This window comes from Rhizobium sp. BK512, assembly GCF_014194915.1.
In the GTDB taxonomy this organism is placed as follows: domain Bacteria; phylum Pseudomonadota; class Alphaproteobacteria; order Rhizobiales; family Rhizobiaceae; genus Rhizobium.
Window position 1 is genome coordinate 438,104 of record NZ_JACIAS010000002.1, and the last position, 21,954, is coordinate 460,057.

At 61.0% G+C, this 21,954-nt stretch carries 22 protein-coding genes and 1 pseudogene; 10 read left to right on the forward strand and 13 right to left on the reverse strand.

The features are described from left to right. The first annotated feature begins 40 nt into the window (after positions 1–40). On the forward strand, positions 41–1,939 hold the full coding sequence (locus tag FHX06_RS08120; protein ID WP_112547346.1) for a murein L,D-transpeptidase: 1,899 nt from the start codon (positions 41–43) through the stop codon (positions 1,937–1,939). A 121-nt stretch (positions 1,940–2,060) separates the two neighbouring features. Here the strand turns inward: FHX06_RS08120 and FHX06_RS08125 are convergent, their stop codons facing one another. Beyond that, positions 2,061–2,795, reverse strand: a complete 735-nt coding sequence (locus FHX06_RS08125; RefSeq protein WP_183878881.1) for an HAD family hydrolase — start codon at positions 2,793–2,795, stop codon at positions 2,061–2,063. A gap of 194 nt (positions 2,796–2,989) precedes the next feature. Here FHX06_RS08125 and rpiA point away from each other — a divergent pair, with 194 nt between their 5' ends. The 3 genes from rpiA to gor all read left to right on the forward strand — a co-directional run bounded on the left by rpiA (position 2,990) and on the right by gor (position 5,790). After that, positions 2,990–3,688 carry a ribose-5-phosphate isomerase RpiA gene (rpiA, locus tag FHX06_RS08130; RefSeq protein WP_112547344.1) on the forward strand — a complete coding sequence of 233 codons (699 nt, stop codon included), beginning with the start codon at positions 2,990–2,992 and terminating at the stop codon, positions 3,686–3,688. A 17-nt stretch (positions 3,689–3,705) separates the two neighbouring features. Further along, the gene (locus FHX06_RS08135; RefSeq protein ID WP_112547343.1) at positions 3,706–4,296 is read left to right on the forward strand and encodes a DUF2059 domain-containing protein; all 591 of its coding nucleotides are present in this window, start codon (positions 3,706–3,708) and stop codon (positions 4,294–4,296) included. 108 nt (positions 4,297–4,404) lie between these two features. Continuing rightward, positions 4,405–5,790 (forward strand): glutathione-disulfide reductase, encoded by a 1,386-nt coding sequence (gene gor / locus FHX06_RS08140; RefSeq protein ID WP_113015781.1) that lies wholly within the window; start codon positions 4,405–4,407, stop codon positions 5,788–5,790. A gap of 105 nt (positions 5,791–5,895) precedes the next feature. On the opposite strand, the gene FHX06_RS08145 is transcribed toward gor, so the two are convergent. Next, a complete protein-coding gene (locus FHX06_RS08145) occupies positions 5,896–7,179 on the reverse strand; it encodes a TadE/TadG family type IV pilus assembly protein (protein WP_113210399.1) in 1,284 nt (427 codons plus the stop codon). A 257-nt stretch (positions 7,180–7,436) separates the two neighbouring features. Between FHX06_RS08145 and FHX06_RS08150 the strand changes: the two genes are divergently transcribed. Continuing rightward, entirely contained in the window at positions 7,437–8,810 is a 1,374-nt protein-coding gene (locus tag FHX06_RS08150; protein WP_112547411.1) for a class II 3-deoxy-7-phosphoheptulonate synthase, read from the forward strand. A gap of 116 nt (positions 8,811–8,926) precedes the next feature. Here FHX06_RS08150 and FHX06_RS08155 read toward each other — a convergent pair whose 3' ends face one another. Beyond that, on the reverse strand, positions 8,927–9,739 hold the full coding sequence (locus FHX06_RS08155; RefSeq protein ID WP_183878883.1) for a hypothetical protein: 813 nt from the start codon (positions 9,737–9,739) through the stop codon (positions 8,927–8,929). 78 nt (positions 9,740–9,817) lie between these two features. Between FHX06_RS08155 and FHX06_RS08160 the strand changes: the two genes are divergently transcribed. Both FHX06_RS08160 and tyrS read left to right on the forward strand, forming a co-directional pair. After that, a complete protein-coding gene (locus tag FHX06_RS08160) occupies positions 9,818–10,294 on the forward strand; it encodes an NUDIX hydrolase (RefSeq protein WP_113210401.1) in 477 nt (158 codons plus the stop codon). A 194-nt stretch (positions 10,295–10,488) separates the two neighbouring features. Then, entirely contained in the window at positions 10,489–11,763 is a 1,275-nt protein-coding gene (gene tyrS, locus FHX06_RS08165; protein ID WP_183878885.1) for a tyrosine--tRNA ligase, read from the forward strand. Positions 11,764–11,813: 50 nt separating this feature from the next. Here the strand turns inward: tyrS and FHX06_RS08170 are convergent, their stop codons facing one another. Both FHX06_RS08170 and FHX06_RS08175 read right to left on the reverse strand, forming a co-directional pair. Continuing rightward, positions 11,814–12,572, reverse strand: coding sequence for an NUDIX hydrolase (locus tag FHX06_RS08170; protein ID WP_113210403.1), 759 nt, complete (start codon positions 12,570–12,572; stop codon positions 11,814–11,816). Next, on the reverse strand, positions 12,569–13,051 hold the full coding sequence (locus FHX06_RS08175) for an HIT family protein (RefSeq protein ID WP_113210404.1): 483 nt from the start codon (positions 13,049–13,051) through the stop codon (positions 12,569–12,571). The genes FHX06_RS08170 and FHX06_RS08175 overlap by 4 nt, the downstream gene beginning before the upstream one ends. A gap of 129 nt (positions 13,052–13,180) precedes the next feature. On the opposite strand from FHX06_RS08175, the gene FHX06_RS08180 reads away from it, so the two are divergent. After that, complete coding sequence (locus FHX06_RS08180) at positions 13,181–13,591, forward strand: NUDIX hydrolase (RefSeq protein ID WP_162738458.1); 411 nt, start codon at positions 13,181–13,183, stop codon at positions 13,589–13,591. A 94-nt stretch (positions 13,592–13,685) separates the two neighbouring features. Here the strand turns inward: FHX06_RS08180 and FHX06_RS08185 are convergent, their stop codons facing one another. Further along, positions 13,686–14,435, reverse strand: coding sequence for an aminoacyl--tRNA ligase-related protein (locus FHX06_RS08185; protein ID WP_183878887.1), 750 nt, complete (start codon positions 14,433–14,435; stop codon positions 13,686–13,688). Between the two features lie 256 nt (positions 14,436–14,691). On the opposite strand from FHX06_RS08185, the gene FHX06_RS08190 reads away from it, so the two are divergent. Then, positions 14,692–15,081: a DUF4440 domain-containing protein gene (locus FHX06_RS08190; protein ID WP_246715519.1), complete on the forward strand. Its 390-nt coding sequence runs from the start codon at positions 14,692–14,694 to the stop codon at positions 15,079–15,081. Positions 15,082–15,100: 19 nt separating this feature from the next. Here FHX06_RS08190 and FHX06_RS08195 read toward each other — a convergent pair. Beyond that, positions 15,101–15,648, reverse strand: a pseudogene (locus FHX06_RS08195) (hypothetical protein); the annotation flags it as partial. 125 nt (positions 15,649–15,773) lie between these two features. On the opposite strand from FHX06_RS08195, the gene FHX06_RS08200 reads away from it, so the two are divergent. Further along, positions 15,774–16,172, forward strand: coding sequence for a GFA family protein (locus FHX06_RS08200; RefSeq protein WP_112968242.1), 399 nt, complete (start codon positions 15,774–15,776; stop codon positions 16,170–16,172). Between the two features lie 60 nt (positions 16,173–16,232). Here the strand turns inward: FHX06_RS08200 and FHX06_RS08205 are convergent, their stop codons facing one another. From FHX06_RS08205 to FHX06_RS08230, 6 genes are all read right to left on the reverse strand, one after another. Further along, on the reverse strand, positions 16,233–17,174 hold the full coding sequence (locus tag FHX06_RS08205) for an MBL fold metallo-hydrolase (RefSeq protein WP_113210407.1): 942 nt from the start codon (positions 17,172–17,174) through the stop codon (positions 16,233–16,235). Between the two features lie 227 nt (positions 17,175–17,401). Next, on the reverse strand, positions 17,402–18,232 hold the full coding sequence (locus tag FHX06_RS08210) for an alpha/beta fold hydrolase (protein WP_162710227.1): 831 nt from the start codon (positions 18,230–18,232) through the stop codon (positions 17,402–17,404). 330 nt (positions 18,233–18,562) lie between these two features. Next, on the reverse strand, positions 18,563–19,357 hold the full coding sequence (locus FHX06_RS08215; protein ID WP_183878889.1) for a phosphotransferase: 795 nt from the start codon (positions 19,355–19,357) through the stop codon (positions 18,563–18,565). Between the two features lie 79 nt (positions 19,358–19,436). Beyond that, positions 19,437–20,672: an MFS transporter gene (locus FHX06_RS08220; protein WP_113210409.1), complete on the reverse strand. Its 1,236-nt coding sequence runs from the start codon at positions 20,670–20,672 to the stop codon at positions 19,437–19,439. Beyond that, positions 20,669–21,307 (reverse strand): ArsR/SmtB family transcription factor, encoded by a 639-nt coding sequence (locus tag FHX06_RS08225; RefSeq protein ID WP_113210410.1) that lies wholly within the window; start codon positions 21,305–21,307, stop codon positions 20,669–20,671. The genes FHX06_RS08220 and FHX06_RS08225 overlap by 4 nt, the downstream gene beginning before the upstream one ends. Positions 21,308–21,372: 65 nt before the next feature. Further along, the gene (locus FHX06_RS08230; protein WP_183878891.1) at positions 21,373–21,906 is read right to left on the reverse strand and encodes a transporter; all 534 of its coding nucleotides are present in this window, start codon (positions 21,904–21,906) and stop codon (positions 21,373–21,375) included. Between the last annotated feature and the right edge of the window lie 48 nt (positions 21,907–21,954).

Sequence of the window (21,954 nt, forward strand, 5' to 3'; positions counted from 1 at the left end):
TTTGCTCGACAACAGCATTATACTGGGACTGGAAAACAAGATGAAGTTCGTTTTGAAAAGCGCGGTTTCCGCATTGGCACTTTCCTGCGTAATGGGCGCGATTCCTGCGCATGCCTATACGCTGATGGATATGCTGCGCGGCGACCGGGCAAGAAGCGGTCAGAGCACGATCATCATGGACCCTTCGGCTCCAATGCGCGGCAATCCGGGCAATCGTAACGGGCTTGGCGGCGATATCGATCCGGAAGCGGCGCTGCCGAAGGTTTCCAGCCCGCGTTATTACACCTACAAGGCCGAAACGCTGCAGTTCGTCGATACGACGAAGTTTGCAGATCCCGTCGTCACTGGTGCAGTCGCCGACGTCTCCGGTTCGACCACCACCGACGGCGCTCCGCAGCGCCATTTTCTGACCGAAGCCAAGGTCCGCGCCAATCCGGATGTCGCCAAGGCTCTGCAGGGCTATTACGGCGACGGCAAGAACCCGCTGGTCTGGGTGTCCGGCGAGGGTGTCAACGAGCGCGGCAAGGCGGCGCTGAGCGTGCTCGCCGATGCGGCAAGCGTCGGCCTCGACCCCGCCGATTACGCAGTATCCGAGCCGAGCATCGATCCCGCCAATCCGGATCCTGACGTCCGTGACCGTGCGCTGACGCAGTTCGAGCTCGCGCTTTCCTCCAAGGTTCTCTCCTATGTGCAGGATACGACGCGCGGCCGCGTCGACCCGAACAAGCTCTCGGGCTATCATGATTTCCAGCGCAAGGTCGTCAAGCTCGATCCGGTGCTGAAGCTGTCGCGCATGAGCCCTGACGTTGCGGCCTATCTTTCCAGCCGCAACCCCGACGGCACGCAGTTCCTGGCGCTGAAGGCCGAGCTTGCGAAGCTGCGTGGTCTCGGCGGCGGCTATGAAGAGCAGATCACCATTTCGCTCGACAGCCTGCTGCGGCCGGGCGACAGCTCGCCGGAAGTGGCCAATATCGTCAAGGCAATCCAGAAGCATGGTTCGGAAGAGCTGAAGACGGCGCATGCGGCGACCTTCTCGGCCTATACCGGCAGCAGCGACTATTCGCCCGAGATCGTGTCACTGGTCGAGGACTTCCAGAAGGAGCATGGCCTGAAGCCCGATGGCGTGATCGGCCAGGCGACCGTGCGCACCATGACTGGCGGCGACTCGAACGGCTCCAGGATCGGTAAGCTCGTCGTCGCCATGGAGCAGGCGCGCTGGCTGCCCGCAGATCTCGGCCCGCGCTACGTGATGATCAACCAGCCGGCCTTCATGGCCTACTACTATAACGACTCCAAGCAGCAGCTTGCGATGCGCACCGTCGTCGGCGGCAAGAATAACCAGACCTATTTCTTCGACGACGAGATCGAAACTGTCGAGTTCAACCCGTTCTGGGGCGTGCCGCAGTCGATCATCATCAACGAGATGCTGCCGAAGCTGCGCTCGGACCCGAACTATCTGGACCAGATGGGCTACGAGGTCCAAGTCGGCGGCCGCGCCGTTCCGTCCTCCAGCGTCGACTGGTACGGCTCGACCCAGAACATCTCGGTCCGCCAGCCGCCGAGCAGCGACAATGCGCTCGGTGAGTTGAAGATCCTGTTCCCGAACAGCCACGCCATCTACATGCACGACACGCCTTCGAAGAGCTTCTTCAAGCGTGACATGCGTGCACTCAGCCACGGTTGTGTGCGCCTGTCCGATCCGCGCGCGATGGCCGCTGCCGTTCTCGGCACGACGGTCGATGACGTCGCCAAGCAGATCGCTACCGGCCAGAACCATGCCGTGAAGGTGCCGCAGAAGATTCCGGTCTACGTGTCCTATTTCACCGCATGGCCAAACAAGGACGGCGTGATCGAGTATTTCGACGACGTCTATGGCCGCGATGCCTATGTGGAAAAGGCATTCGATGTGACGACCAAGTCGCGTGAGGCGCAGATCTGACGCTTGGCGCCGGATGAGGATTTTGACGGGCGGTCTTCGGGCCGCCCGTCTTGTATTTGAGGGTGCGAGTTGAGAAGAGGGGAGCCCTAAGCGCAATCGGCACGGCCAGCTCTATCAGCCCTCAAACAGCAACCTTTGCCTCAGCCCCCTTCAGCAATCCTTCCACCAATTCCACCGTCAGCTCATCATAGTGCGTGATGATCACATCCGGGGCCAAACTCGACACCGGTACATCCGAATAGCCGAAGGGGACCGCAATCACAGGCACCCCGGCGTTCTTGGCCACCGCAATGTCATTGATGCTATCGCCGACCATCACCGAGCGGGAGACATGGCCGCCGGCGCGCTCGATCGTGCCGGTCAGATGCCTGGCATCGGGCTTTCGATGTTCGAACGTATCGCCGCCGGTGATCGCCTCGAAATAATGCGTCAGGCCGAGCTTCTCCAAAAGACCCGTGGCGAGACCTTCCAGCTTGTTGGTGCAGACGGCGAGCGCATAGCCATCGGCCTTCAGGCGGTCCATGGCAGCGACGAGACCAGGGTAGGGCTCGGTATGACCGGGCATGTTCGCACTGTAATGGGCGACGAAGCGCTCGACGAGCGGGGCGAGTTCCTCCGACGAGATCGGGCGGCCCTGCAGCTTGCAGGCGCGCTCGATCATCACGCGGGCTCCCTGGCCAACGAGATGCGTGAGATCGTCATAGGTGACGGGCTCAAGATTAAGAGCGGCGATCGTGTAGTTCAGGCTTTCAACCAGGTCGACATGGGTATCGAGCAGCGTGCCGTCGAGATCGAAGACAACGAGGCCTTTATTCTTGGGGAGAGCCTGGCCGGCATTTTCGGGAGCGGGGGTCAAAGTCGTGCCTCTTTGCGGAGTAGGGTCATCCGGGAGTAGGCGATGAACAGGCGAAAAGCAACGGCGCGGCGGCAGACGGAAAAGTCGCAGCCGAAACGCGTGGCTTTCAATCGCAGGACGATGATTTTGGCTTTCGTTTGCAATACGAGCCGTGTAAACAGCACATCCAACGCAATATCAGGAGCTGGCGGCGCATGGATGCCCGCGAAATGAAGATCAAGGCCGCCGAGGCAGCACTCGTCCATGTCGAATACGGCATGCGGCTTGGAATCGGGACGGGAAGCACGGCTGAAGAATTCGTCCGCCTGCTCGCCGAAAAGGTCGCCGCCGGTTTCAAGGTCGAGGGCGTTCCGACGTCCGAGCGCACGGCGCGGCTCTGCGTCGAACTCGGTGTCCCCCTGAAATCGCTGGACGAATTGCCGCAGCTCGATCTCACCATCGACGGTGCCGACGAGGTCGATGCGGCACTCCGGCTCATCAAGGGCGGCGGCGGCGCGCTGTTGCGCGAAAAGATCGTCGCTGCAGCCTCGAGCCGGATGATCGTCATCGCCGACGAAAGCAAGCTGGTCGAGACGCTCGGCGCTTTCGCACTGCCGATCGAAGTCAATCCCTTCGGCCTGGTTTCGACGCGCATGGCGATCGAAAAGACCGCCTCGCGCCTTGGGCTTTCCGGCGAACTGACGCTGCGTCAGTCCGGTGACGGAGACTTTACGACCGACGGCGGACATCACATCATCGATGCATCTTTTGGCCGCATTCCTGATGCAGAGGCGCTTGCGAGGGAACTGAATTCCATACCCGGTGTCGTGGAGCACGGGCTTTTCATCAACATGGCGGCGCTTGCGATCATTGCCGGTCCTGCAGGCGCCCGTACGCTGCAGGCAAACAGATAACAGGAGCATAGAAACTCATGATGAACATTGCAGGTCTTGGCCGTCTTGCCGCTGCGACCATCGTTCTTTCCGGGCTTGCCTTCGGCTCTGCCGCAAGAGCGCAGGAAGTTTCCGAGGAGCAGCTGAAGGCTGCCCGCGCAGCCATGGATGCCATCGGCGCCACCACCCAGTATGACAACATCCTGCCGGGTCTGGCCGAGCGCCTGAAGGCCGGCCTCATCCAGGATTCGCCGAACTATCAGGACGTGATCACTGCGACCGTCGACACCCAGGCTCTGGCTCTGGCACCGCGTCGTGCCGACCTCGAAAAAGAAGCGGCTCTGACCTATGCAAAGGCCTTCTCGGTCGAAGAGCTGAAGGCGATCGCCGACTTCTACAATTCCGACGTCGGCAAGAAGCTGCTGCGCGACGGTCCGGTTGCCTCGCGTGAAACCGCCAAGGCTGCCGATATCTGGGCGCAGGGCATTTCCCGTGATCTGGAAAAGCAGAGCAATGCCGAGCTTTCCAAGGTCATCAAGGCTCCGCCGGCGGCAACCGACAGCCCGGTAACGCCGGCTCCGGCAGCAGCGCCGGCTGCCCCCGCTGCTCCGGCACCTGCCAAGAAGTAAGACCATCCTTCATTTCGACAAAAGCCCGGCCTCGTCCGGGCTTTTGTTTTTGTGGCGGTGCCACCTATATGTTGAAAACCCGTCCAGCGATTCCCTCCGGAGATCATCATGCCTTCCTACGACTACGACCTCTTTGTCATCGGCGGCGGTTCGGGCGGCGTGCGAAGCGCGCGCGTTGCAGCCTCGCTCGGCAAGAAGGTGGCGATCGCCGAGGAATATCGCTACGGCGGCACCTGCGTGATCCGGGGCTGCGTGCCGAAGAAGCTCTTCGTCTATGCTTCGCAGTTCCACGAACATTTCGAGGATGCGGCCGGCTTCGGCTGGACGGTCGGCGAAAGCACGTTCGACTGGCAGAAGCTGATCGCGGCCAAGGACAATGAGATCGCGCGGCTGGAAGGGCTCTACAAGAAGGGCCTTGCCGGCGCCAATGCCGAAATCCTGGAGACACGCGCCGAACTCGTCGATGCGCATACGATCAGGCTCCTGAAGACGGGCGAGACGGTGACTGCAAAGACCATCGTGATCGCGACCGGCGGCCGGCCGAACCCGCATGAGGCGCTGCCCGGCCACGAGCTCTGCATTTCCTCCAACGAGGCCTTCCACCTGGAAGAATTGCCGAAATCGATCCTGATTGCCGGCGGCGGCTACATCGCCGTCGAATTCGCCAACATCTTCCACGGGCTCGGCGTCGAGACGACGCTGATCTATCGTGGTACCGAAATCCTCTCGCGCTTCGACGAGGACCTGCGCCGCGGGCTGCATGAGGCAATGGTCGCCAAGGGCATCCGCATCCTCTGCCAGGACGTGATGCAGAAGGTGACGAAGGGTGAAGACGGCCTCGTCATCGAGACGCTGAAGAACGGCACACTCAACGCCGGGATTGTCATGCTTGCCCTCGGCCGCGATCCGAACACGAAGGGGCTGGGGCTCGAAAAGGCGGGCGTTGCAGTCAACGAGCGCGGCGCCATCATCGTCGACGATTATTCTCGTACCAATGTCGAGAACATCTATGCGCTCGGCGACGTCACCGATCGGGTACAGCTGACGCCGGTCGCCATCCATGAGGCGATGTGCTTCATCGAGACGGAGTACAAGGACAATCCGACCAAGCCGGATTACGACCTCATCCCTACGGCGGTCTTCTCGCAGCCGGAGATCGGTACGGTCGGTCTTTCCGAAGAAGAGGCGGCCAAGCGCTACAAGGAGCTGGAAGTCTATCGCGCCCAGTTCCGGCCGCTGAAGGCAACGCTCTCGGGCCGGGCGGAAAAGATGATGATGAAGCTGATCGTCGATGCCGCAAGCCGCAAGGTGGTCGGCGCCCATATTCTCGGGCATGACGCCGGTGAAATGGCGCAGATCCTTGGCGTCACGCTGAAGGCGGGCTGCACCAAGGACGATTTCGACCGGACCATGGCGCTGCACCCGACGGCCGCCGAAGAGCTGGTGACCATGTACGCGCCGAGCTACCGTATCCGCGACGGCAAGCGCGTCTGATCCATCCTCATGAAATGAGGCCTGCCGCACAGGCGGCAGGCGAGGGTGATCTCTGTTTTATGCCGTCCTTGTCGCGAAACGGCTTCGCAGTTCTGCGCGACATGCTTAGCTCGTCAGGCGCGGCGCGCGGATAACCTTCAGGAACAGTGCCTTCATGGCATCAGAAATGCCCTCGGTCGGTGACACCTCGAAATAGAGGCCCGGCGAGGCGCAGGCGGCCATGCGCGTGGGTATCTCGTTCTGGAAGGGCTTGATCCAGCTATTGTACCAGCTGTTGCTCGGCAGTGGCAGGTAGGTGGTGTAGAGAATGGCGATCTTGACGCCGCGATCCTTGAGCGGCTTGCAGAAGGACGTGTCGATCGGCTCCTGGCAGCGGCCACCCGTCGTCTTCTTGGTGCAGGTCGAAGGCTTGTAGCTGTCGCCCACACCATCCGACACGAAGAACAGGATCTTTTCGGGCTTGGTATTCGACGTGCCGTCGCCGGCCGGATCGATGATGGTGTTCATCTGCGTCATGGCACTGTCGAAGCTGGTGAGCTGGTCCTGATTGTAGTTCTGATAGGGAATGGTCATCAGGTCGACGGCGTTGGTGTAGTTTTTCACCGTCGTCAGATCCGAGGTGAGATTTGAGATCGTCGTCAGCTTGGCATCCTCGGCCTTGGTGCCGAAGGTGTAGACGCCCATGCGGAACTGGTCGGCGCTGACGCGTTCTGTCTTGGCCGTATCGGTCAGCGCCTGGGTTGCCTGGCGCACGACATCGATACGCATGGCGACGCCGAGGCTCTTGGCGATCGTGTAATTGTTGGAGGCCTGGTCCATCTGGTGGCAGGCGAAGGCGCAGCCGGTCTTGGCCTGCAGCTTGGAAACGTCGGTCGGCGTTGCGGCGACACCCATGGACGGCGTGTTATCCAGAAGGATGTAGAAATCCATGAAGGACGCGGTCTGATATTCCGCCGTCGCCGAGCCCGATATGGTGATCGAGTCCTGGCCGAGGATATGCATGAAGGTGGTTGGTACGGAGGCGCTGAAGGTGACCTTCGAATTGAGCTTGTTGGCCGTCTTGGTGACGTCGATGCTCAGGTTCACCGCCACCGAGGTCAGTTCGCCGGACATCTGCGAGAAAAAGATGCTGCGGGCATCGGTCTTGGCGACCGAGATGGTGCCGTCTCCCTGCATCGTCATGGCAGCCGCCACCGCATCCGATTTTTCGGAAATCGAGCCGACGGCTGCAGCATCGGCCGCGGCATAGAGCTCGGTGCGCAGGCTCAGTGCATGGGCATAGTCCAGCGCCAGACCGGCAGAGCCTACCAGCGGCACCATCAGCAACGCCGTCATGATGCCGAAATTACCGGATCGGTCCGAAAGGAACGCGGACGAAAGGATACCCATGCTCAACCCCTATATTATTAGGGTCTGCTTTACATACGAAATCTAAATTAGCCGGAAAATAGCATGGTATATATCGCCTTAACGCCAGGTTCGACGTCGCATTGGCGCAGCCGGAGTGACGCTGCGAGCCGGCGATGGAAACTCTTTCGGGGCGCCGAATGCGCTACTAGGCAAGGGAAGCCGAAAGGTTTATAAGCCGCCGCATTCTTTAACGGGCAGGCATCCGGGTAAACCGGGTGGGGAAGCAGATGAGCGACATGGCACAGAATTGGACCCCGAGCAGCTGGCGCAGCAAGCCAATCCAGCAGGTTCCGGAATATCCCGACGCGGCCGCGCTGGCGGCGACTGAAGCCACGCTCTCCACCTATCCGCCGCTGGTTTTTGCCGGTGAGGCCCGCCGCCTGAAGAGCGCGCTTGCCAATGTCGCCGAAGGCAATGCCTTCCTGCTGCAGGGCGGCGATTGTGCCGAGAGCTTCCTGGAGCATGGCGCCGACAATATCAGAGACTTCTTCCGTGCATTCCTGCAGATGGCCGTCGTGCTGACCTTTGGCGCCCAGCTTCCCGTCGTGAAGGTCGGGCGCATCGCCGGCCAGTTTGCCAAGCCGCGTTCGGCGCCGATGGAAACGCAGAACGGCGTTTCGCTGCCGAGCTATCGCGGCGATATCGTCAACGGCATCGAATTCACGCCGGAATCCCGTATCCCGAGCCCGGAGCGCCAGCTGGATGCCTACCGCCAGTCGGCCGCAACGCTGAACCTGCTGCGCGCATTTGCGATGGGCGGCTATGCCAATCTCGACAACGTGCACAAGTGGATGCTCGGCTTCGTCAAGGACAGCCCGCAAGGCGAGCGCTACCGCAAGCTTGCCGACCGCATCAGCGAAACCATGGATTTCATGAAGGCGATCGGCATCACCTCGGAAAACAATCCGAGCCTGCGCGAGACCGATTTCTTCACCAGCCACGAGGCGCTGCTGCTGGGCTACGAAGAGGCGCTGACCCGCGTCGACTCCACCTCCGGCGACTGGTACGCCACATCCGGCCACATGATCTGGATCGGTGACCGCACCCGCCAGCTCGACCATGGGCATGTGGAATATTTCCGCGGCATCAAGAACCCGATCGGCCTGAAATGCGGCCCGTCGCTGCAGCCCGACAACCTGATCGAGCTGATCGACGCGTTGAACCCGGCCAACGAAGCCGGCCGCCTGACGCTGATCTGCCGCTTCGGCCATGACAAGGTCGCCGACAGCCTGCCGAAGCTCATCCGCGCCGTCGAACGCGAGGGCAAGAAGGTCGTCTGGTCCTGCGACCCGATGCATGGCAACACGATCACGCTCAACAACTACAAGACGCGGCCCTTCGAACGGATACTCTCGGAAGTCGAAAGCTTCTTCCAGATCCATCGCGCCGAAGGCACGCACCCGGGCGGCATCCATATCGAGATGACCGGCAAGGACGTGACCGAATGCACCGGCGGCGCCCGCGCCGTCACGGCCGAGGATCTGCAGGACCGCTACCACACCCATTGCGACCCGCGCCTCAACGCCGATCAGGCACTCGAGCTGGCCTTCCTGCTGGCCGAGCGCATGAAGGGCGGGCGTGACGAGAAGCGGATGGCCGCAAGGGCCTGAGGCGATTAGCCGATAGAGTTTGAAAAGCCCGGCCTAGCGCCGGGTTTTTTGTTTGTGGAGTCACGGGCTCGCCATTAACCCCTGTGATAAGCCCACCGATAAGGGAGGCGAGGGCATCACCGCAACTGAACATGAAGATGGTCGTCGTGACGCGCAGCGCGGCACCCCTGAAACCGCACATGATCGTCGGTGATGCCGAGCGCTTTTTTCAGATGCGGTTCAAGAAATACCTTCTCCACTCCGAACCGGCTCACGCCCTCGGTGGTGAGCCAATTCACCGCCGCCGCCGTCCGTTGCTTCTGAAGCCGGTAGGCAGGAAACAGCGGCTGGAGAAAATCGAGGTCCCAACGCCCCGTCAGCCAGTCGTTCCGCCCCTTGCATGGCTGTTCATCACTATTGGCGGGCTGTTCGAAAGCGAAGTAGCCGATTGGTGAGCGGGTGACGCCATCAAGGAAACTACCGCTGGAATCCTCGTAATAATAGGCGAAGTCGAGCTTCCTGCCGTCAGTATGCGACAAATGCGGCAGCAGCGGAAAGCCGGTCAGGAAGGGAAAATTGGCATCCAGTGCGATCGTTGTCGCGCCGGGAAATTGCCTATCCATATTGTCTGCAAGGGCATAGGCCAGATCGCGCACTGCAGGCGTGACATAATTTCGATTGAGGGCGCAGTAGATCGGTGAGCGGACGACAAGCTTGTTTGCAGCGTCTGCCAGACAGGACAGGGGAACACGCCCGAAGATCGGCGCAACGATGCTGGTTACAATCGTCAGGCTGGTATAGACGAGCAGGAAGAGTGCGAGCTTCGGCACAAATCTACGCACGGCCCAAAGGCGTGCAACCGCGATGCCTACGAGATAGGCGATACCGCCGATCTGTGTGAGCAGGGTCAGAAAGACGACGATTGCGAAACGAAAGTCGAAACGAAGCATCTGATGCTTTTTTTCACCGGAGGTTGCGATTTTCTTCCATTGCCATTCTCATGAGCGATGACACAAGAGGTAAGTTTGATGCGAACACGTCCGGCCGCGCGGCTGCTTCTGCTCGATCAGTTCGGGTGCGTCCTGCTTTTCAAATTCGTCTTCAGATCGGGCGCGCTTGCGGGGCGGCAATATTGGGCGACGCCGGGCGGCGGGCTTGAGGAGGGCGAGACGTTCGAGGCTGCGGCCTTGCGCGAGCTCAGGGAGGAAACCGGCCTCCATGTGGATCAGGTGGGATCATCGATCGACAGCCGATCTTTCGAATTTCAGCTCCACAATGGCGAGATGGTGCGCGCCGAGGAGCAGTTTTTTGTGGTGCGGACCGAGCGTGGGGCGATCTCCGATAGCGGCTGGACGGATCTGGAACGAGAGGTCATGGCGGATCACCACTGGTGGTCGACGGAAGAACTGCTTGCCAGTGCCGACGTCATTTTCCCGGATGGAATCGTCGATCTCATGAAGACCGCAGTCTCGCAGCCTGCGCTGCCGATCGCCATGAGACGGTGATCGAGGCCCTTGTCGTGATACCGCGCGCCCTGTATGCATTGCGCATGACCCGTGTACCGACCCTGTCCGGCCTGTATTACGCGCTGCTCCCATAGAGCGGCGACGGTCATCTATTCGAAACCCGAACGCCGCACGGTCGGCGGCGCGTGTTTCAGCGGAAGGTCTCCGGCCTCACGGCCCCACTGGAGACCCTCATGACCATCAATTTTCAGCCTTTCATCAAGCTTCGATCGGAGTTTCTGCGCGTTCTCGCGGAGCGCGGTTTCATCCAGCAATGCACTGATCTCGAAGCCCTCGACCACCGGCTCGGCACCGGGATCGGGACAGCCTATAACGGTTTTGACCTCACGGCCGACAGCCTGCATGTCGGGCATCTCATCCCCATCATGATGCTGCGTTGGTTTCAGAAGACCGGCCACAGGCCGATCGCGCTGATGGGCGGCGCCACGACGCGGCTCGGCGATCCGAGCTTTCGCGATACGTCGCGGCCATTGCTCAGCGAAGAACAGATCGCCGCCAATCTCGCCGGAATCCGGCGCATCTTCGAGCGGTTCCTGACCTTCGGCGGCGGGCCGACCGATGCGCTCATGGTCAACAACGCCGACTGGCTTGGTAGCCTGAAATACCTGGATTTCCTGCGCGATGTCGGTCCGCATTTCTCCGTCAACCGGATGCTGACATCCGAAAGCGTGCGCCAGCGGCTGGAGCGAAAGCAATCGCTCTCGCTGCTCGAATTCAACTACATGGTCATGCAGGGCTATGACTTTCACGTGCTTGCCGAGACGCATGGCTGCCTGCTGCAGCTCGGCGGTTCGGACCAATGGGGCAATATTCTCAGCGGCGTCGAGTTCGGGCGGCGTGCCGGCGGGCGAACGCTGTTCGGTTTGACGGCGCCGCTGCTCACGACCGCGTCGGGTGCGAAAATGGGCAAGAGCGCATCGGGCGCGGTCTGGCTGAATGCAGTTCGGCTGTCGCCCTACGAATTCTGGCAGTTCTGGCGCAATACCGAGGATGCCGATGTCGGCCGCTTCATGCGGCTCTTCACCGAGCTGCCGCTTGACGAGATTGCGCGCCTGGAAGCTTTGCGCGGCTCCGAGATCAATGTTGCGAAGAAGGTGCTTGCCGACGCGGTGACACGGCTCTGCCATGGCGCGGACGCGGCGACGCAAGCCTCCGAGACCTCTCGCCGCATGTTTGAAGAGGGCGAGGCCGCCGCAGGACTGCCGACGGTTACCATCAAGGGTGATCTGCTGCGCCAGAGCCTGCCGCTGCCGGATGCGCTTGTCGCATCGAGGCTTGCAAGGTCGAAAAGCGAGGCGCGGCGGCTGATCACCGGCGGCGGCGTGCGTGTCAACAGCAGCAACGTGTCCGATGAATCCATGCGGCTTACCGATACCGACATGGAGGAGGGCGTCATCCGCCTGTCGGTCGGCCGGAAGAAACATGTGCTGCTACGGCCGGAACCGTAATGCCATCGCGAGTGGGCTGCCTCACACGGCAGGCGGCCCGCTCGCCGATGTCAAAGGGCATGGTGCTGACGGAAATGCCGCTGCAGGAAAGACCGGGCCTTGAGGAAGCTCCATGTCCTGGGTGCGTCGGGCAGGAAACCATCGTCGTTCAGGATATCACTCAGCGGTGACGCGAAGAGTTCGGCGGCCTCGTTGCGGTCTGGTGCATGATGGGCGCCAGCGAGGATCGCGGCTGATGTGGAGCGGCTCGACGCCAGAATGAAAAGCTCGGGGTGGCAATGGACGGGATCGTAGGCGAGGCCGATCGCGAAGGCGGTGGAGCGATCGATATCGGTGACGGCGACCTCCTCGGCAAGTTCGCGGGCCGCCTCGTCGAAGAGATCGACTTCTTCGCTGGCACCCGGTTCCGCATAACCGCCGATCAGATAAAGGGCGCCTGGATTCTGCTCCGCAGTCAGGCTCCTCTTGGTGACGATCACCTGCTGGTCCGCGGTAACAAGGATAATGGTGAGCCCAAGCGGATCGGAGCGCTGGGCGTCGGGGTGCTCCGCGGCAAAGCCGGCATGGCGGGTGACGACATAGGCGGAGAAGCTCGTGCTTTGGGCCATGATGGTCAATCCGCCATTCTCGATGCGATGCTCGGCCAAGCGCAGGAGCTGCCCGTCGAAGGCCGCTGGGTGTCTTTCGAGAAAGCGATCCCAGCCGGCCCGCCGCAGCGCCTCGACCGGCTCGGAAAGCCGGAAGGTTCCGGCGCAACGGCAATGAATATGATCGACTGATATTGTGAATGCCTGGTCTGCGAATGTCATGCGCGCAATGTCTTTCTCAGCAATTCGATCGTCTCGGCAACAGATGGCCCCTTTATCGGCGGCGGCTCGGCCCGCTCGCAGAATTCGCGCCAGATGAAGAATGTCAGCTCGGCCCCATCGGTCGGCGTTTCGCCCGGGCCTTCGGCAAAGGTCTGCAGCAGACGGTAGCGCTGATCCTGCCAGAAGAGGTCTTCCACCCAGTCGTAGATCGGGATGATGTGGAAGTGGATGGGAAAGCCGGGCGAGTGGCCGTAGCGGCCAATATAGACGCGCTTTGCGCCGAGCACCTTACCGAGGGCATGCTGAGCTTTTGCCAGCAACGGGCCGAGCTCGCACAAGGCTTCCGCCGACAGGTCTGCGAGATCGTTGGTGAAGCTTCGCGAGCTGACCATGAGATAGCCGGGCAGAGCGGAATTGATGCGATGATTCACCAGCCAGCCGGATGTTTCGGACACATGGAACTGTGCAGGAATTTCCAAGGATGCCTTCCTCTCTTGCGTGGGCATGCGCGCAGATTCGTAAATTGGCTGACGATGACGTGCTTCGGCAAGGGCCGTGACTTTCGCTTCTTGTCGGGGCAAATTGCGGACGCACCGAGAGGGAATGTCTTGACTGAAATTGCATGCGCCATTTTCTGGCGGGAAGGACGGGTTCTGCTGGTCCGACGTGCAGGGCACAAAGAGCGCTTTCCTGATTGCTGGGATCTGGTCGGCGGCCATGTTGAAGCCGGCGAGAGCCCCGCGGCGGCAATGGTGCGCGAGGCAAAAGAGGAAGTTGGCCTGACCCCATCCCGATTTCGAAAGCTCGCCGAGCAGCCCGAGGAAGACACGATCTATCATCTCTTCCTCGTGAGCGAATGGCAGGGTGGAGAACCTGTATTGCTGGGAGATGAGCATACGGCGGCGCAGTGGGCCACGCCCGTTCAGGCAGAGGCGCTGGACGATTTGGGCCACCCACAATGGTGTTCGATCTTCCACGAGCTTCAAGAACAGTCTCTGGCCGGTGATATGCGTGGCTAATCGAAGTCAATTGCGTGAGACCGGACAATACATATAGATATATCTATATTTAAAGTGCGGGCCGGATTCCTGAATAAACGCGGCCCGCAATGTCTTACAGGCTCGTCGCAAGATCCCAGTTGTAGACGCAGCGATCAAGGCCGATGGCGATTTCCAGCACGAGAACATCCTGTTCCACAGCCGGCCCCTTCTTCGGCTGCGTCCTGTAGCGCTCGGGAAAATCCGTGCGGCGGGAGATAGAGCAGACTTCCATCCACTTGTCGCCGTTATCCACCTCCACATCGACTGTTGTCTGCGAATAGGCGGGCAGCCGGTCGGAAGGCACGATGCGGGTCGGCAGCGGGATGAGCGCGGCGATCATTCGGCGCACAGGCTCCAGCGCAGCCGCATGATAGTCGTTGCCGCTGTCAGCCGTGTAGGCGCATTGGAATTCCAGTTGCCAGAACTCCTTCAGGCGCATGTGCTTGGTCGGCTGCTCCTGTTCGCGCCGGTAGGATCGGCCGGCCTGCCAGACGCAGAGGGGCAGACGCGTTCTCGAATGATTGCCGAGAATGTGCTGCATATAGACGTAGGTCGAGAGCGTCGTTTCCGGCCTCAGCACGAGCGGCGCCTCGGTCTCGGTCAGTTGCTCCTGCGCCCAGATATCGGCATTGGTGTAGGCGTCCGAAATGAGGGCGCGAGGCGTCAGCGCCGGCGCCTCGACCCTTCTGACATCCCAGGCGGGGTTGACCGACCGGAGGAAGCTTCGCACCTCCTCGGAAATGAAACGGACCATGTGGTCACGCATGTTGATTTCGCGCTCTTCCCAGTGGACGAGCGAGTTGACATTGAAAAGATTGAGCACGGTGCCTGTCTCCCTGGCAGCCCTAACAGAAGGATGGGGGCTTTACGTCCAGCAGTTCGCCGGACGCATCAGGGCATCCGGACGTTACGGCTGGACGCGGAGACCTCGTCCGCCAAAAGCGCGCAGAACGGCAACCTGCGGGCAGGTGCGGTCGAGACGGAAAAGATGCGCGCTGTTGGAACTCATGACAGACGTCGTATCCGCGGGACCAGCGCTTGTCAAACCGGCTGCTCGCCTTGCGAGCAGATCTTCATCCATGCATTCTGCCGGCATGAGCGACATGGATCTGGACCATATTCTTAGAGAACTCGCGGCCCGCGAGCCGATCTTTCACCGGCGCGAATTCGGCACGTCGCGTGCCGATCTCGAACGGATGACCGATAGCAACTTCTGGCAGATCGGTGCGAGCGGAAAAGTTTATCAGCGCGGCTATGCGATCGAAACGTCGCTTGCGCGCTATGAGAAAGGGCCAGAGCCGCATGATTGGCCCTGCCGGGATTTCACCATCACGGTGCTGGCGGACAGGCTCTTCCTTCTCTCCTACATTCTCGAGGAGCCGCAGCGCGTAACGCGCCATTCGACCATCTGGCGTCAGGCCGCCGATGGCTGGAAGATCGTCTTCCATCAGGGCACCCCGATGGCGTGAGCCGGTTCGGTGCTCATCGCTATTGCACCAGTACCGACTGCTGGCAGCGGACATCCGTTACCCGCACATCGGCTTCGCCGATCTTGACGCCGAGCAGGGTCAGCGTGTTGAAAAGCAGCTCGTCGAGCGGCTTGGCAAGCCCGGTCAGCGTATCGGCGACCGCGCCCTGGATGACGGCCTTCGGCAGGCCGATACCGAGACCGAGGATGGTGACCTGGATGTCGGTATTGGTAAGCAGGCTGGTGACCGTCGAGGTCAGCGTGTCCTTGGTCGAAACATTCTTGATGGTCTTGGCGGAAATGTCCTGCGCAGCTTGATGCCGGCAATCGAGCTGATGCCAAGAACATTCAGTTCAAATGCGAGCCGCACCTGGGCGGTGCGCACGACAGCACCCGTGGTGCCGACGGCGTTGGAGGCCATTTCCTTCGGCGGCTCGCCGATTGCGAGTGTCAGTTTCGCGCCGGCAATGCCGGGGACTGCGGCGTTCAGGTTGACGGCCACCTGCTTCTTCTGGTTGGCGGCGATTGCGGCAGCCGAAAGGATATCCATCATGCTGGCATCGACAGATCGCCCTGCAACTGATGATGCTCTGCTCCAACGCATCAGTTTTCCTGAAGCCTTTGATCAGCGCTTTGGATTTGACTGGCTGTTGTACCGACGTCACTCTCCGGACTATTTCAGGGGGAACGGACATGAACGAACATCATGCGGGCGGGTGCCTGTGCGGCGCAGTGCGGTTCGAAGCGCGGGAGAGGCCCGATGTCCTGGTCGGCTGCCATTGCTCGCAGTGCCGGCGGCAGACGGGGCTTTATTATGCCTCGGCCGACGTGCCGGTTTCGGCCGTCACGATAACAGGCGAGGAAAACCTGCGCTGGTATCAGTCGAGCGATGAGGCCCGGCGCGGGTTCTGCTCGCAATGCGGTTCGGCACTGTTCTGGCAAAGGCTGGGCGGGCCGGCTATTTCCATCCTGGCCGGCGCTTTCGACGAACAGAACGGGCTCAGCTTCGGCTATCATATCTTCTGTGCCGGCAAGGGCGATTTCTACGAGATTCCAGATGGCGTTCCGCAATATGCTGCGGGACGGCCGTAGAGCTTTTTGTTTCACGCAATTCCTTACGCAAAACCGCTGCACGCCTTTGCTGGAATTGCTTTAGGCCTTCACGAAGCGGTAGGCGCTGTCCTTGCGTTCGGCATGACCGACGCCCGGATAGGACCAGTGATAGCCGAGCAGCTTGATCTTTTCCGAAGCAGCGCGGTCAAGAAGCATCCGGCGGTTTTTCAGGGCGGTTTCGGGATCTGTGTCGAAGCCGAAATGCCAGGCGGGGTGCTCGAAGAAGATCACGTCATTGGTGCAGGCGTCACCGGTGATGAGGAGATTGCCGTCGCCGGCGAGTTCCAGCGAGATATGGCCCGGCGTGTGGCCCGATGTTTCGACCACCTGCATTCCAGGCAGGATTTCCTGACCCGGCTTGACGAGGGTGAGCCGGTCCTTCACCGCAAAGAGATCGCGCTGCGCACCGCGGGCGAAATCGTGCAGGACGGCGGGCATATGGGTCTCGTAGTCCTTGTCGGTCCAGAAGTTCCATTCTGTTTCGCTGACGAAATACTGGGCATTCGGATAGAGCAGCTTGCCACCGGCCAGGGTCGTTGCGCCGGAATGATCCGGATGGGCGTGAGTGAAGATCACCTTGGTGATGGCTTCCGGCTCGATGCCTGCTGCCATCAGGTTGGCGGCGAGTTTGCCGGCGCTTGCCTGGAAATGCGTGCCGGAGCCGTTATCGATGAGGATCAAGTCGCTGCCATGGCGGATGAGCGGAATATTGGCCTGGACTGGCGCACCCGCCGCGTCGCCGCCGAGCTGCGCCAATATCGGCCGGCGCTCTTCCGGCGTCGCGTCGGGAAGCAGGACTTCGGCGGGCAGGGTGATGAAGCCGTCGCTGACGACAGTGATATCGAAGGCGCCGTGCGTAAAGCGATAGGACGCCGCCGCATAGGTGCCGCGCGGCAGGACAAGGGCCGCCGCGCCCGAGAGGGCGCCGGCCAGAAGCTGACGGCGCGTGGCCGACAGGCCGAGATTATCCGGATTGCTCATCTGCTCGTCTCCTCTTCGGTATCACCATGAGGAGACAATAACAGCACACCGATAGGACTTCGCCTATAAAATTCAATATTATCAATTATTTACATTGATTTTCAGTTCTTTACGGCTGATGCCGGGACACCATACCGGACAACCATTCCCTGCCGACGGTGACAACCGCATATCAGGAAGAAAAAGGCGCGCCACAAGGGCGCGCCGGCAACTCTTCGAGAGAAAACTCAGCCCTTGATGAAGGCCAGGAGGTCCGGATTGATGACTTCCGGGTGCGTGGTGCACATGCCGTGCGGGAAGCCCGGATAGGTCTTCAGCGTGCCGTGCTTCAGGAGCTTGGCGGAGAGCGGTCCCGAGTCGGCATAGGGAACGATCTGGTCGTCGTCGCCATGCATGACGAGAACCGGAACCGTGATCTTCTGAAGGTCTTCGGTGAAGTCGGTTTCCGAGAAGGCCTTGATGCAATCGTAATGGGCCTTGGCGCCGCCCATCATGCCCTGACGCCACCAGTTTTCGATCACGCCCTGGCTGACCTTGGCGCCCGGACGGTTGAAGCCGTAGAAGGGGCCTGTGGGTATATCGAGGTAGAACTGGGCGCGGTTGGCAACGAGGGCTGCGCGGAAGCCGTCGAAGACTTCGAGCGGCAGGCCGCCGGGGTTCTTGTCCGACTTGACCATGATGGGCGGCACGGCGCCGATGATCACGGCCTTGGCGACACGACCTTCCTTGGCGCGGGCGACATAGTGGACGACTTCGCCGCCGCCGGTCGAGTGGCCGATATGGACGGCATTCTTGAGATCGAGGTGATCGGTCAGTGCGGCAACGTCAGCCGCATAGGTGTCCATCTCGTTGCCTTCCCATGTCTGGGTGGAGCGACCGTGGCCACGGCGGTCATGGGCGATGACGCGGAAACCCTTTTCGAGGAAGAACATCATCTGCGCGTCCCAGTCGTCGGCGCTGAGCGGCCAGCCGTGATGGAAGACGATCGGCTGGGCGTCCTTCTTGCCCCAATCCTTGTAGAATATTTCAGTTCCGTCCTTGGTCTTGATGAAAGGCATGGTCTGGCTCCGATTTTCTGATGATGTTGAACTGGTTGCGGCAAGCGTGGTTTTCGGCAGGGCGAGGGCCGCAATGGCCGCGCCGCCTGCCAGAAGAACGTCCCGCCGTGTGGCATCCGCTGTCAGTACAATGCTGCGTTCATTCTCAGCTGTGGACATGATCGCCTCCGTGTGGGCTTCTCCGCGCCTCTTCGACGAGAACAAGCTGACCCACTTCCGGCGGCGATGCGAGTTAACCGTCGTAAATTGATGCAAAGCAATAATGACAGCAATGCGCCATTAGGCGTAATTACCTCATGAACACAATATGTTATCAGCAGGTTTTTCTTCTCAGAGCCGCTGCATGTTGCGCCGGACGGCCTGCCTGTTCTCCTCGAACGATCTTGCTTCCCTGCGCCAATGCTCGAAGTGGCCGCCGTCGCGCAATCTGACCGCGGCGTCTCGGCCAACCATCTTCTCGGCCGCCGCCTCATCACCCATGTGCTCCAGCACCTCAGCCACCATATCGAGCAGGGCGGCATGATCGTTGGTATCGTAGACCGAGCAGAGCAGCTTGAGCCGGGGGCTGCCGGAAGCAAGTTCGCGGGTGGCGTGCTCGGCCAGGTCTTCGGAGGAAAAGGAAAGCGGGGCAAACCAATATGCAAGGTAGGCGAGGTCTCGCAAATGCGGACCCGGGCCCGCCAGATCGAAATCGATGATCGCGATCGGAAGGCCGTCCCGGAAGATCATGTTGTAGGGTGCGAAATCATTGTGGCAGATCACGTCGTTGCGGTCGGCAACGGGGTAGGTGTAGGCCCAATTGCCATCGGGTACGAAATCCAGGTCTTTCGTCGCGTCATGGAATTGCCGCAGCATGCCCACGGCTTCGACGAGCGCGGCATCATTCGTCCAGAGCGTGTCCGGCATCGTCGCAGAACCCGCCATGTAAGAGAGGATTTCTCTTCCGCTGGCATCGATGCCAAGGAAGCGCGGGGCATGGCCGTAGCCTCGCCTGTCCAGTTGCTCAAGGAGCTTGTGGACATTGCCGCTGTTTGGGCCGACCGCACGGCGGACAGTATTGCCAACCCTGACAACGCCGGCATTGACATTGCCCCCGGCAAGCGGGATTTCCTCTGAAATCGGCATCGTCGTCCCCCCGGCATGGTTCGCTGATGACCGAATAGCGGAAAGAGGCACCTTTGCCCATGCACCGTTTGCGATCTGTTCAGGAGATCGCGACGTCACCCGCCCGCCTCTTGTCGAAGCCGCGGAAACTGCGATGTGCCAGCGGTGCAAGCGTCGTCACGAGGTAGGCAAGGCCCGTCAGGAAAAGTGCGGCCGAGAGGCCGAAGCCATCGATCAGCGCGCCGCCGACAAGGCCGCCGAAGGGAATGAGCGCCCAGCAGAGTGCGGCATTCAGCGAGGTGACGCGCCCCATCAGCGGCTTGGGGATACGCTCGAAAAGCACAGCCGTGATAATGGGATTGAGGAAGCCCGAGGCGAAGCCGCCGATGGCGAGGATCGCGAAGATCAGGGCGAGTGGGGAGTCCATTGCAAAGACCAGGAAGCGGGGGAAACCCGTCAACAGAAAGGCGACCGTGTAGACGGCAAGCCGCGGTAGGCGTTCGCCGATCATGGCGGCAATCGCAGCGCCGATCATCGACGCACAAGAGAAGACGGCAAACAGGGTTCCGAGCAGGGCCGGGCCATGGCCCGAACCCTGGGTCCAGACCGGAACCAGGACGACATAGTAGGCCTGATCGAGCAAGTTGGTGGTCGCTACCATCAGCACGATTGCGACGAGCACGGCATCACGCCGCATGAAGTGCCAGCCTTCCGCGAGTTCCCGCCCATAGGCCTTGATGCCGGATGCTGCGGACTTCACTGCATGCCGAATTGCAGGAATGCCGATAGCGACGATCAGCGCGGAAGCGGCGAAGGTGACGGCGTTGACCACCAGCGCCTGGCTCGGCCCGACAAGGGCAATCAACCCACCGGCACCTGCCGCACCCACCGTCGATGCGAGGCGGTCGATGACGCCGATGACACCGGTGACACGCTCCAGCGGCACGGCGGCAAGCCCAGCAATATCGGGGACCATGGATTGTTTTGCAGCATCGGAGGGGCCGCGCAGCACCCCCATGACAAAGACAATCGGCAATAGGATCGGCATGGTGAGCAGGTCGAGGAGATGCAGGAGCGGCACGAGACCGACCGTGATCACCGAGGCGCTGTCGCAGATGATGGCAACGCGTTTGGGGCCGACACGATCGATCATGGGGCCGCCGAGCGCCTTGGCGACGACATAGGGCAGCATTTCCATCATGGCGACGATACCAGTCAGCATGGCGCTGCCTGTGGTGCTCAGTACCAACCAGGGAATGGCGATGCCCGAGAGGCGCGTGCCCGAAAGGGAGAGCGTTTCTGCAACTGCGAGCGCGACAAAAGGGCTGCGGCTCATGGCTCGCTCTCTTCCTCGCCATGCGGCAGGCGGCCCGGATAGGGAAAGGCGTGCAGCATGACAGTGAAAGGCACCGTGTCGGCGGGCAGTGGCTCGCCAAGGGCCGGAGCTTCACGCATCGCTTCCATGAGAAACTCGTTCAGCCGCCTCGTCAGGGCTTCGGCTTTCTCGGCGGTCAGCGGAATGACGATGTCGCTTGCAGTGCTGGCCTTGCGCCATTCGAGCGGCAGTTCGGCATATTCCTCCGCCGCCTTCTGCATCTGGCCGACCTGCTGGGAGAGTATCGCCTGCGCGAAGGCGACGTCCATGTCGAAAGCCTCACCTTCGCTTTCCGCCGGTCGCACCGAGGTGATCTCGTGGGACGCCTTCCACCAGCGATCCCGGCGCGATGTCGCAGGCGCGTCCTCGATGAAACCATATTGGGCGAGCTGGCGCAGGTGGTAGCTCGTGGCACCGCTGTTAAGGCCGAGGCGCGCGGCAAGCTGGGTTGCCGTTGCGGGACCATCTATGCGCAGCATGCCGAGCATGCGCAGGCGCACCGGATGGGCGAGCGCCTTCAGCGCGGTGACATCGGGAACGATCTCGCTGACGTTACGCGAGGTGGCTGACGCCTGTGTAGGGACTGGCGGTTTCATGGTGACAGCCTAATATCGCAAACGATTCTTTGCAAATAGTTCTTTGCAAACCTTGAAAGAGGCTTTCAGTTGGCCGTTGCCGGGGCGTTGCGCCGTTCCAGCGCCACCTTGAGCAAGGCATGGGCCGAAAGAAGCGTTGAGGATTCGCTGTCACCGAGGATCAGAAGACCGGCGGAAGCACCTTCAGGTGTTATGTCCAGATGCTTGCCGGGCACAATGGCGACAGGCTTGCCCAAGGTCAGGAAGGTGCGGATCGTGGCTGCAACGCCATCGGCCAACCAGAGCGGGCCGGAAAGACCGATACAGAAGGCAGCATCGAAATCCTCCGTCACGATCTGGCCGAGATGTAGCGTATCGGCGAGATCATCTCGGGCAGCGCGGTCGTCGAGGAAGCGGCGGGTCGATGGTTCCGGATGGGTGGTCTGACGCAACTCGCTGGTCAGATCAGGGAATCCGCCTGACGGGGTTGCGAGGACGACTTCTGCATGTGCGTCTCTGAAGAGATAATAGGCCGGCGCGAGGCGTGAGATCCGGACCTCGCTGCTATCTCCATCCATGGCGAGAACGATCAGAAAACGAATGGGTATGTCGCCGTCCATGGCATGCTCCTCTTGAAGGGCAATGATGCACGGATGGCGAGTGGCGGA

What these genes read in the sequence shown, in the direction of transcription:
- FHX06_RS08120 (WP_112547346.1), top strand. Translation starts at nt 41, where the DNA reads ATGAAGTTCGTTTTGAAAAGCGCGGTTTCCGCATTGGCACTTTCCTGC.
- rpiA (WP_112547344.1), top strand. Translation starts at nt 2,990, where the DNA reads ATGGATGCCCGCGAAATGAAGATCAAGGCCGCCGAGGCAGCACTCGTC.
- FHX06_RS08135 (WP_112547343.1), top strand. Translation starts at nt 3,706, where the DNA reads ATGATGAACATTGCAGGTCTTGGCCGTCTTGCCGCTGCGACCATCGTT.
- gor (WP_113015781.1), top strand. Translation starts at nt 4,405, where the DNA reads ATGCCTTCCTACGACTACGACCTCTTTGTCATCGGCGGCGGTTCGGGC.
- FHX06_RS08145 (WP_113210399.1), bottom strand. Translation starts at nt 7,179, where the DNA reads ATGGGTATCCTTTCGTCCGCGTTCCTTTCGGACCGATCCGGTAATTTC.
- FHX06_RS08150 (WP_112547411.1), top strand. Translation starts at nt 7,437, where the DNA reads ATGGCACAGAATTGGACCCCGAGCAGCTGGCGCAGCAAGCCAATCCAG.
- FHX06_RS08155 (WP_183878883.1), bottom strand. Translation starts at nt 9,739, where the DNA reads ATGCTTCGTTTCGACTTTCGTTTCGCAATCGTCGTCTTTCTGACCCTG.
- FHX06_RS08160 (WP_113210401.1), top strand. Translation starts at nt 9,818, where the DNA reads ATGCGAACACGTCCGGCCGCGCGGCTGCTTCTGCTCGATCAGTTCGGG.
- tyrS (WP_183878885.1), top strand. Translation starts at nt 10,489, where the DNA reads ATGACCATCAATTTTCAGCCTTTCATCAAGCTTCGATCGGAGTTTCTG.
- FHX06_RS08170 (WP_113210403.1), bottom strand. Translation starts at nt 12,572, where the DNA reads ATGACATTCGCAGACCAGGCATTCACAATATCAGTCGATCATATTCAT.
- FHX06_RS08190 (WP_246715519.1), top strand. Translation starts at nt 14,692, where the DNA reads ATGCATTCTGCCGGCATGAGCGACATGGATCTGGACCATATTCTTAGA.
- FHX06_RS08200 (WP_112968242.1), top strand. Translation starts at nt 15,774, where the DNA reads ATGAACGAACATCATGCGGGCGGGTGCCTGTGCGGCGCAGTGCGGTTC.
- FHX06_RS08205 (WP_113210407.1), bottom strand. Translation starts at nt 17,174, where the DNA reads ATGAGCAATCCGGATAATCTCGGCCTGTCGGCCACGCGCCGTCAGCTT.
- FHX06_RS08210 (WP_162710227.1), bottom strand. Translation starts at nt 18,232, where the DNA reads ATGCCTTTCATCAAGACCAAGGACGGAACTGAAATATTCTACAAGGAT.
- FHX06_RS08215 (WP_183878889.1), bottom strand. Translation starts at nt 19,357, where the DNA reads ATGCCGATTTCAGAGGAAATCCCGCTTGCCGGGGGCAATGTCAATGCC.
- FHX06_RS08220 (WP_113210409.1), bottom strand. Translation starts at nt 20,672, where the DNA reads ATGAGCCGCAGCCCTTTTGTCGCGCTCGCAGTTGCAGAAACGCTCTCC.
- FHX06_RS08225 (WP_113210410.1), bottom strand. Translation starts at nt 21,307, where the DNA reads ATGAAACCGCCAGTCCCTACACAGGCGTCAGCCACCTCGCGTAACGTC.
- FHX06_RS08230 (WP_183878891.1), bottom strand. Translation starts at nt 21,906, where the DNA reads ATGGACGGCGACATACCCATTCGTTTTCTGATCGTTCTCGCCATGGAT.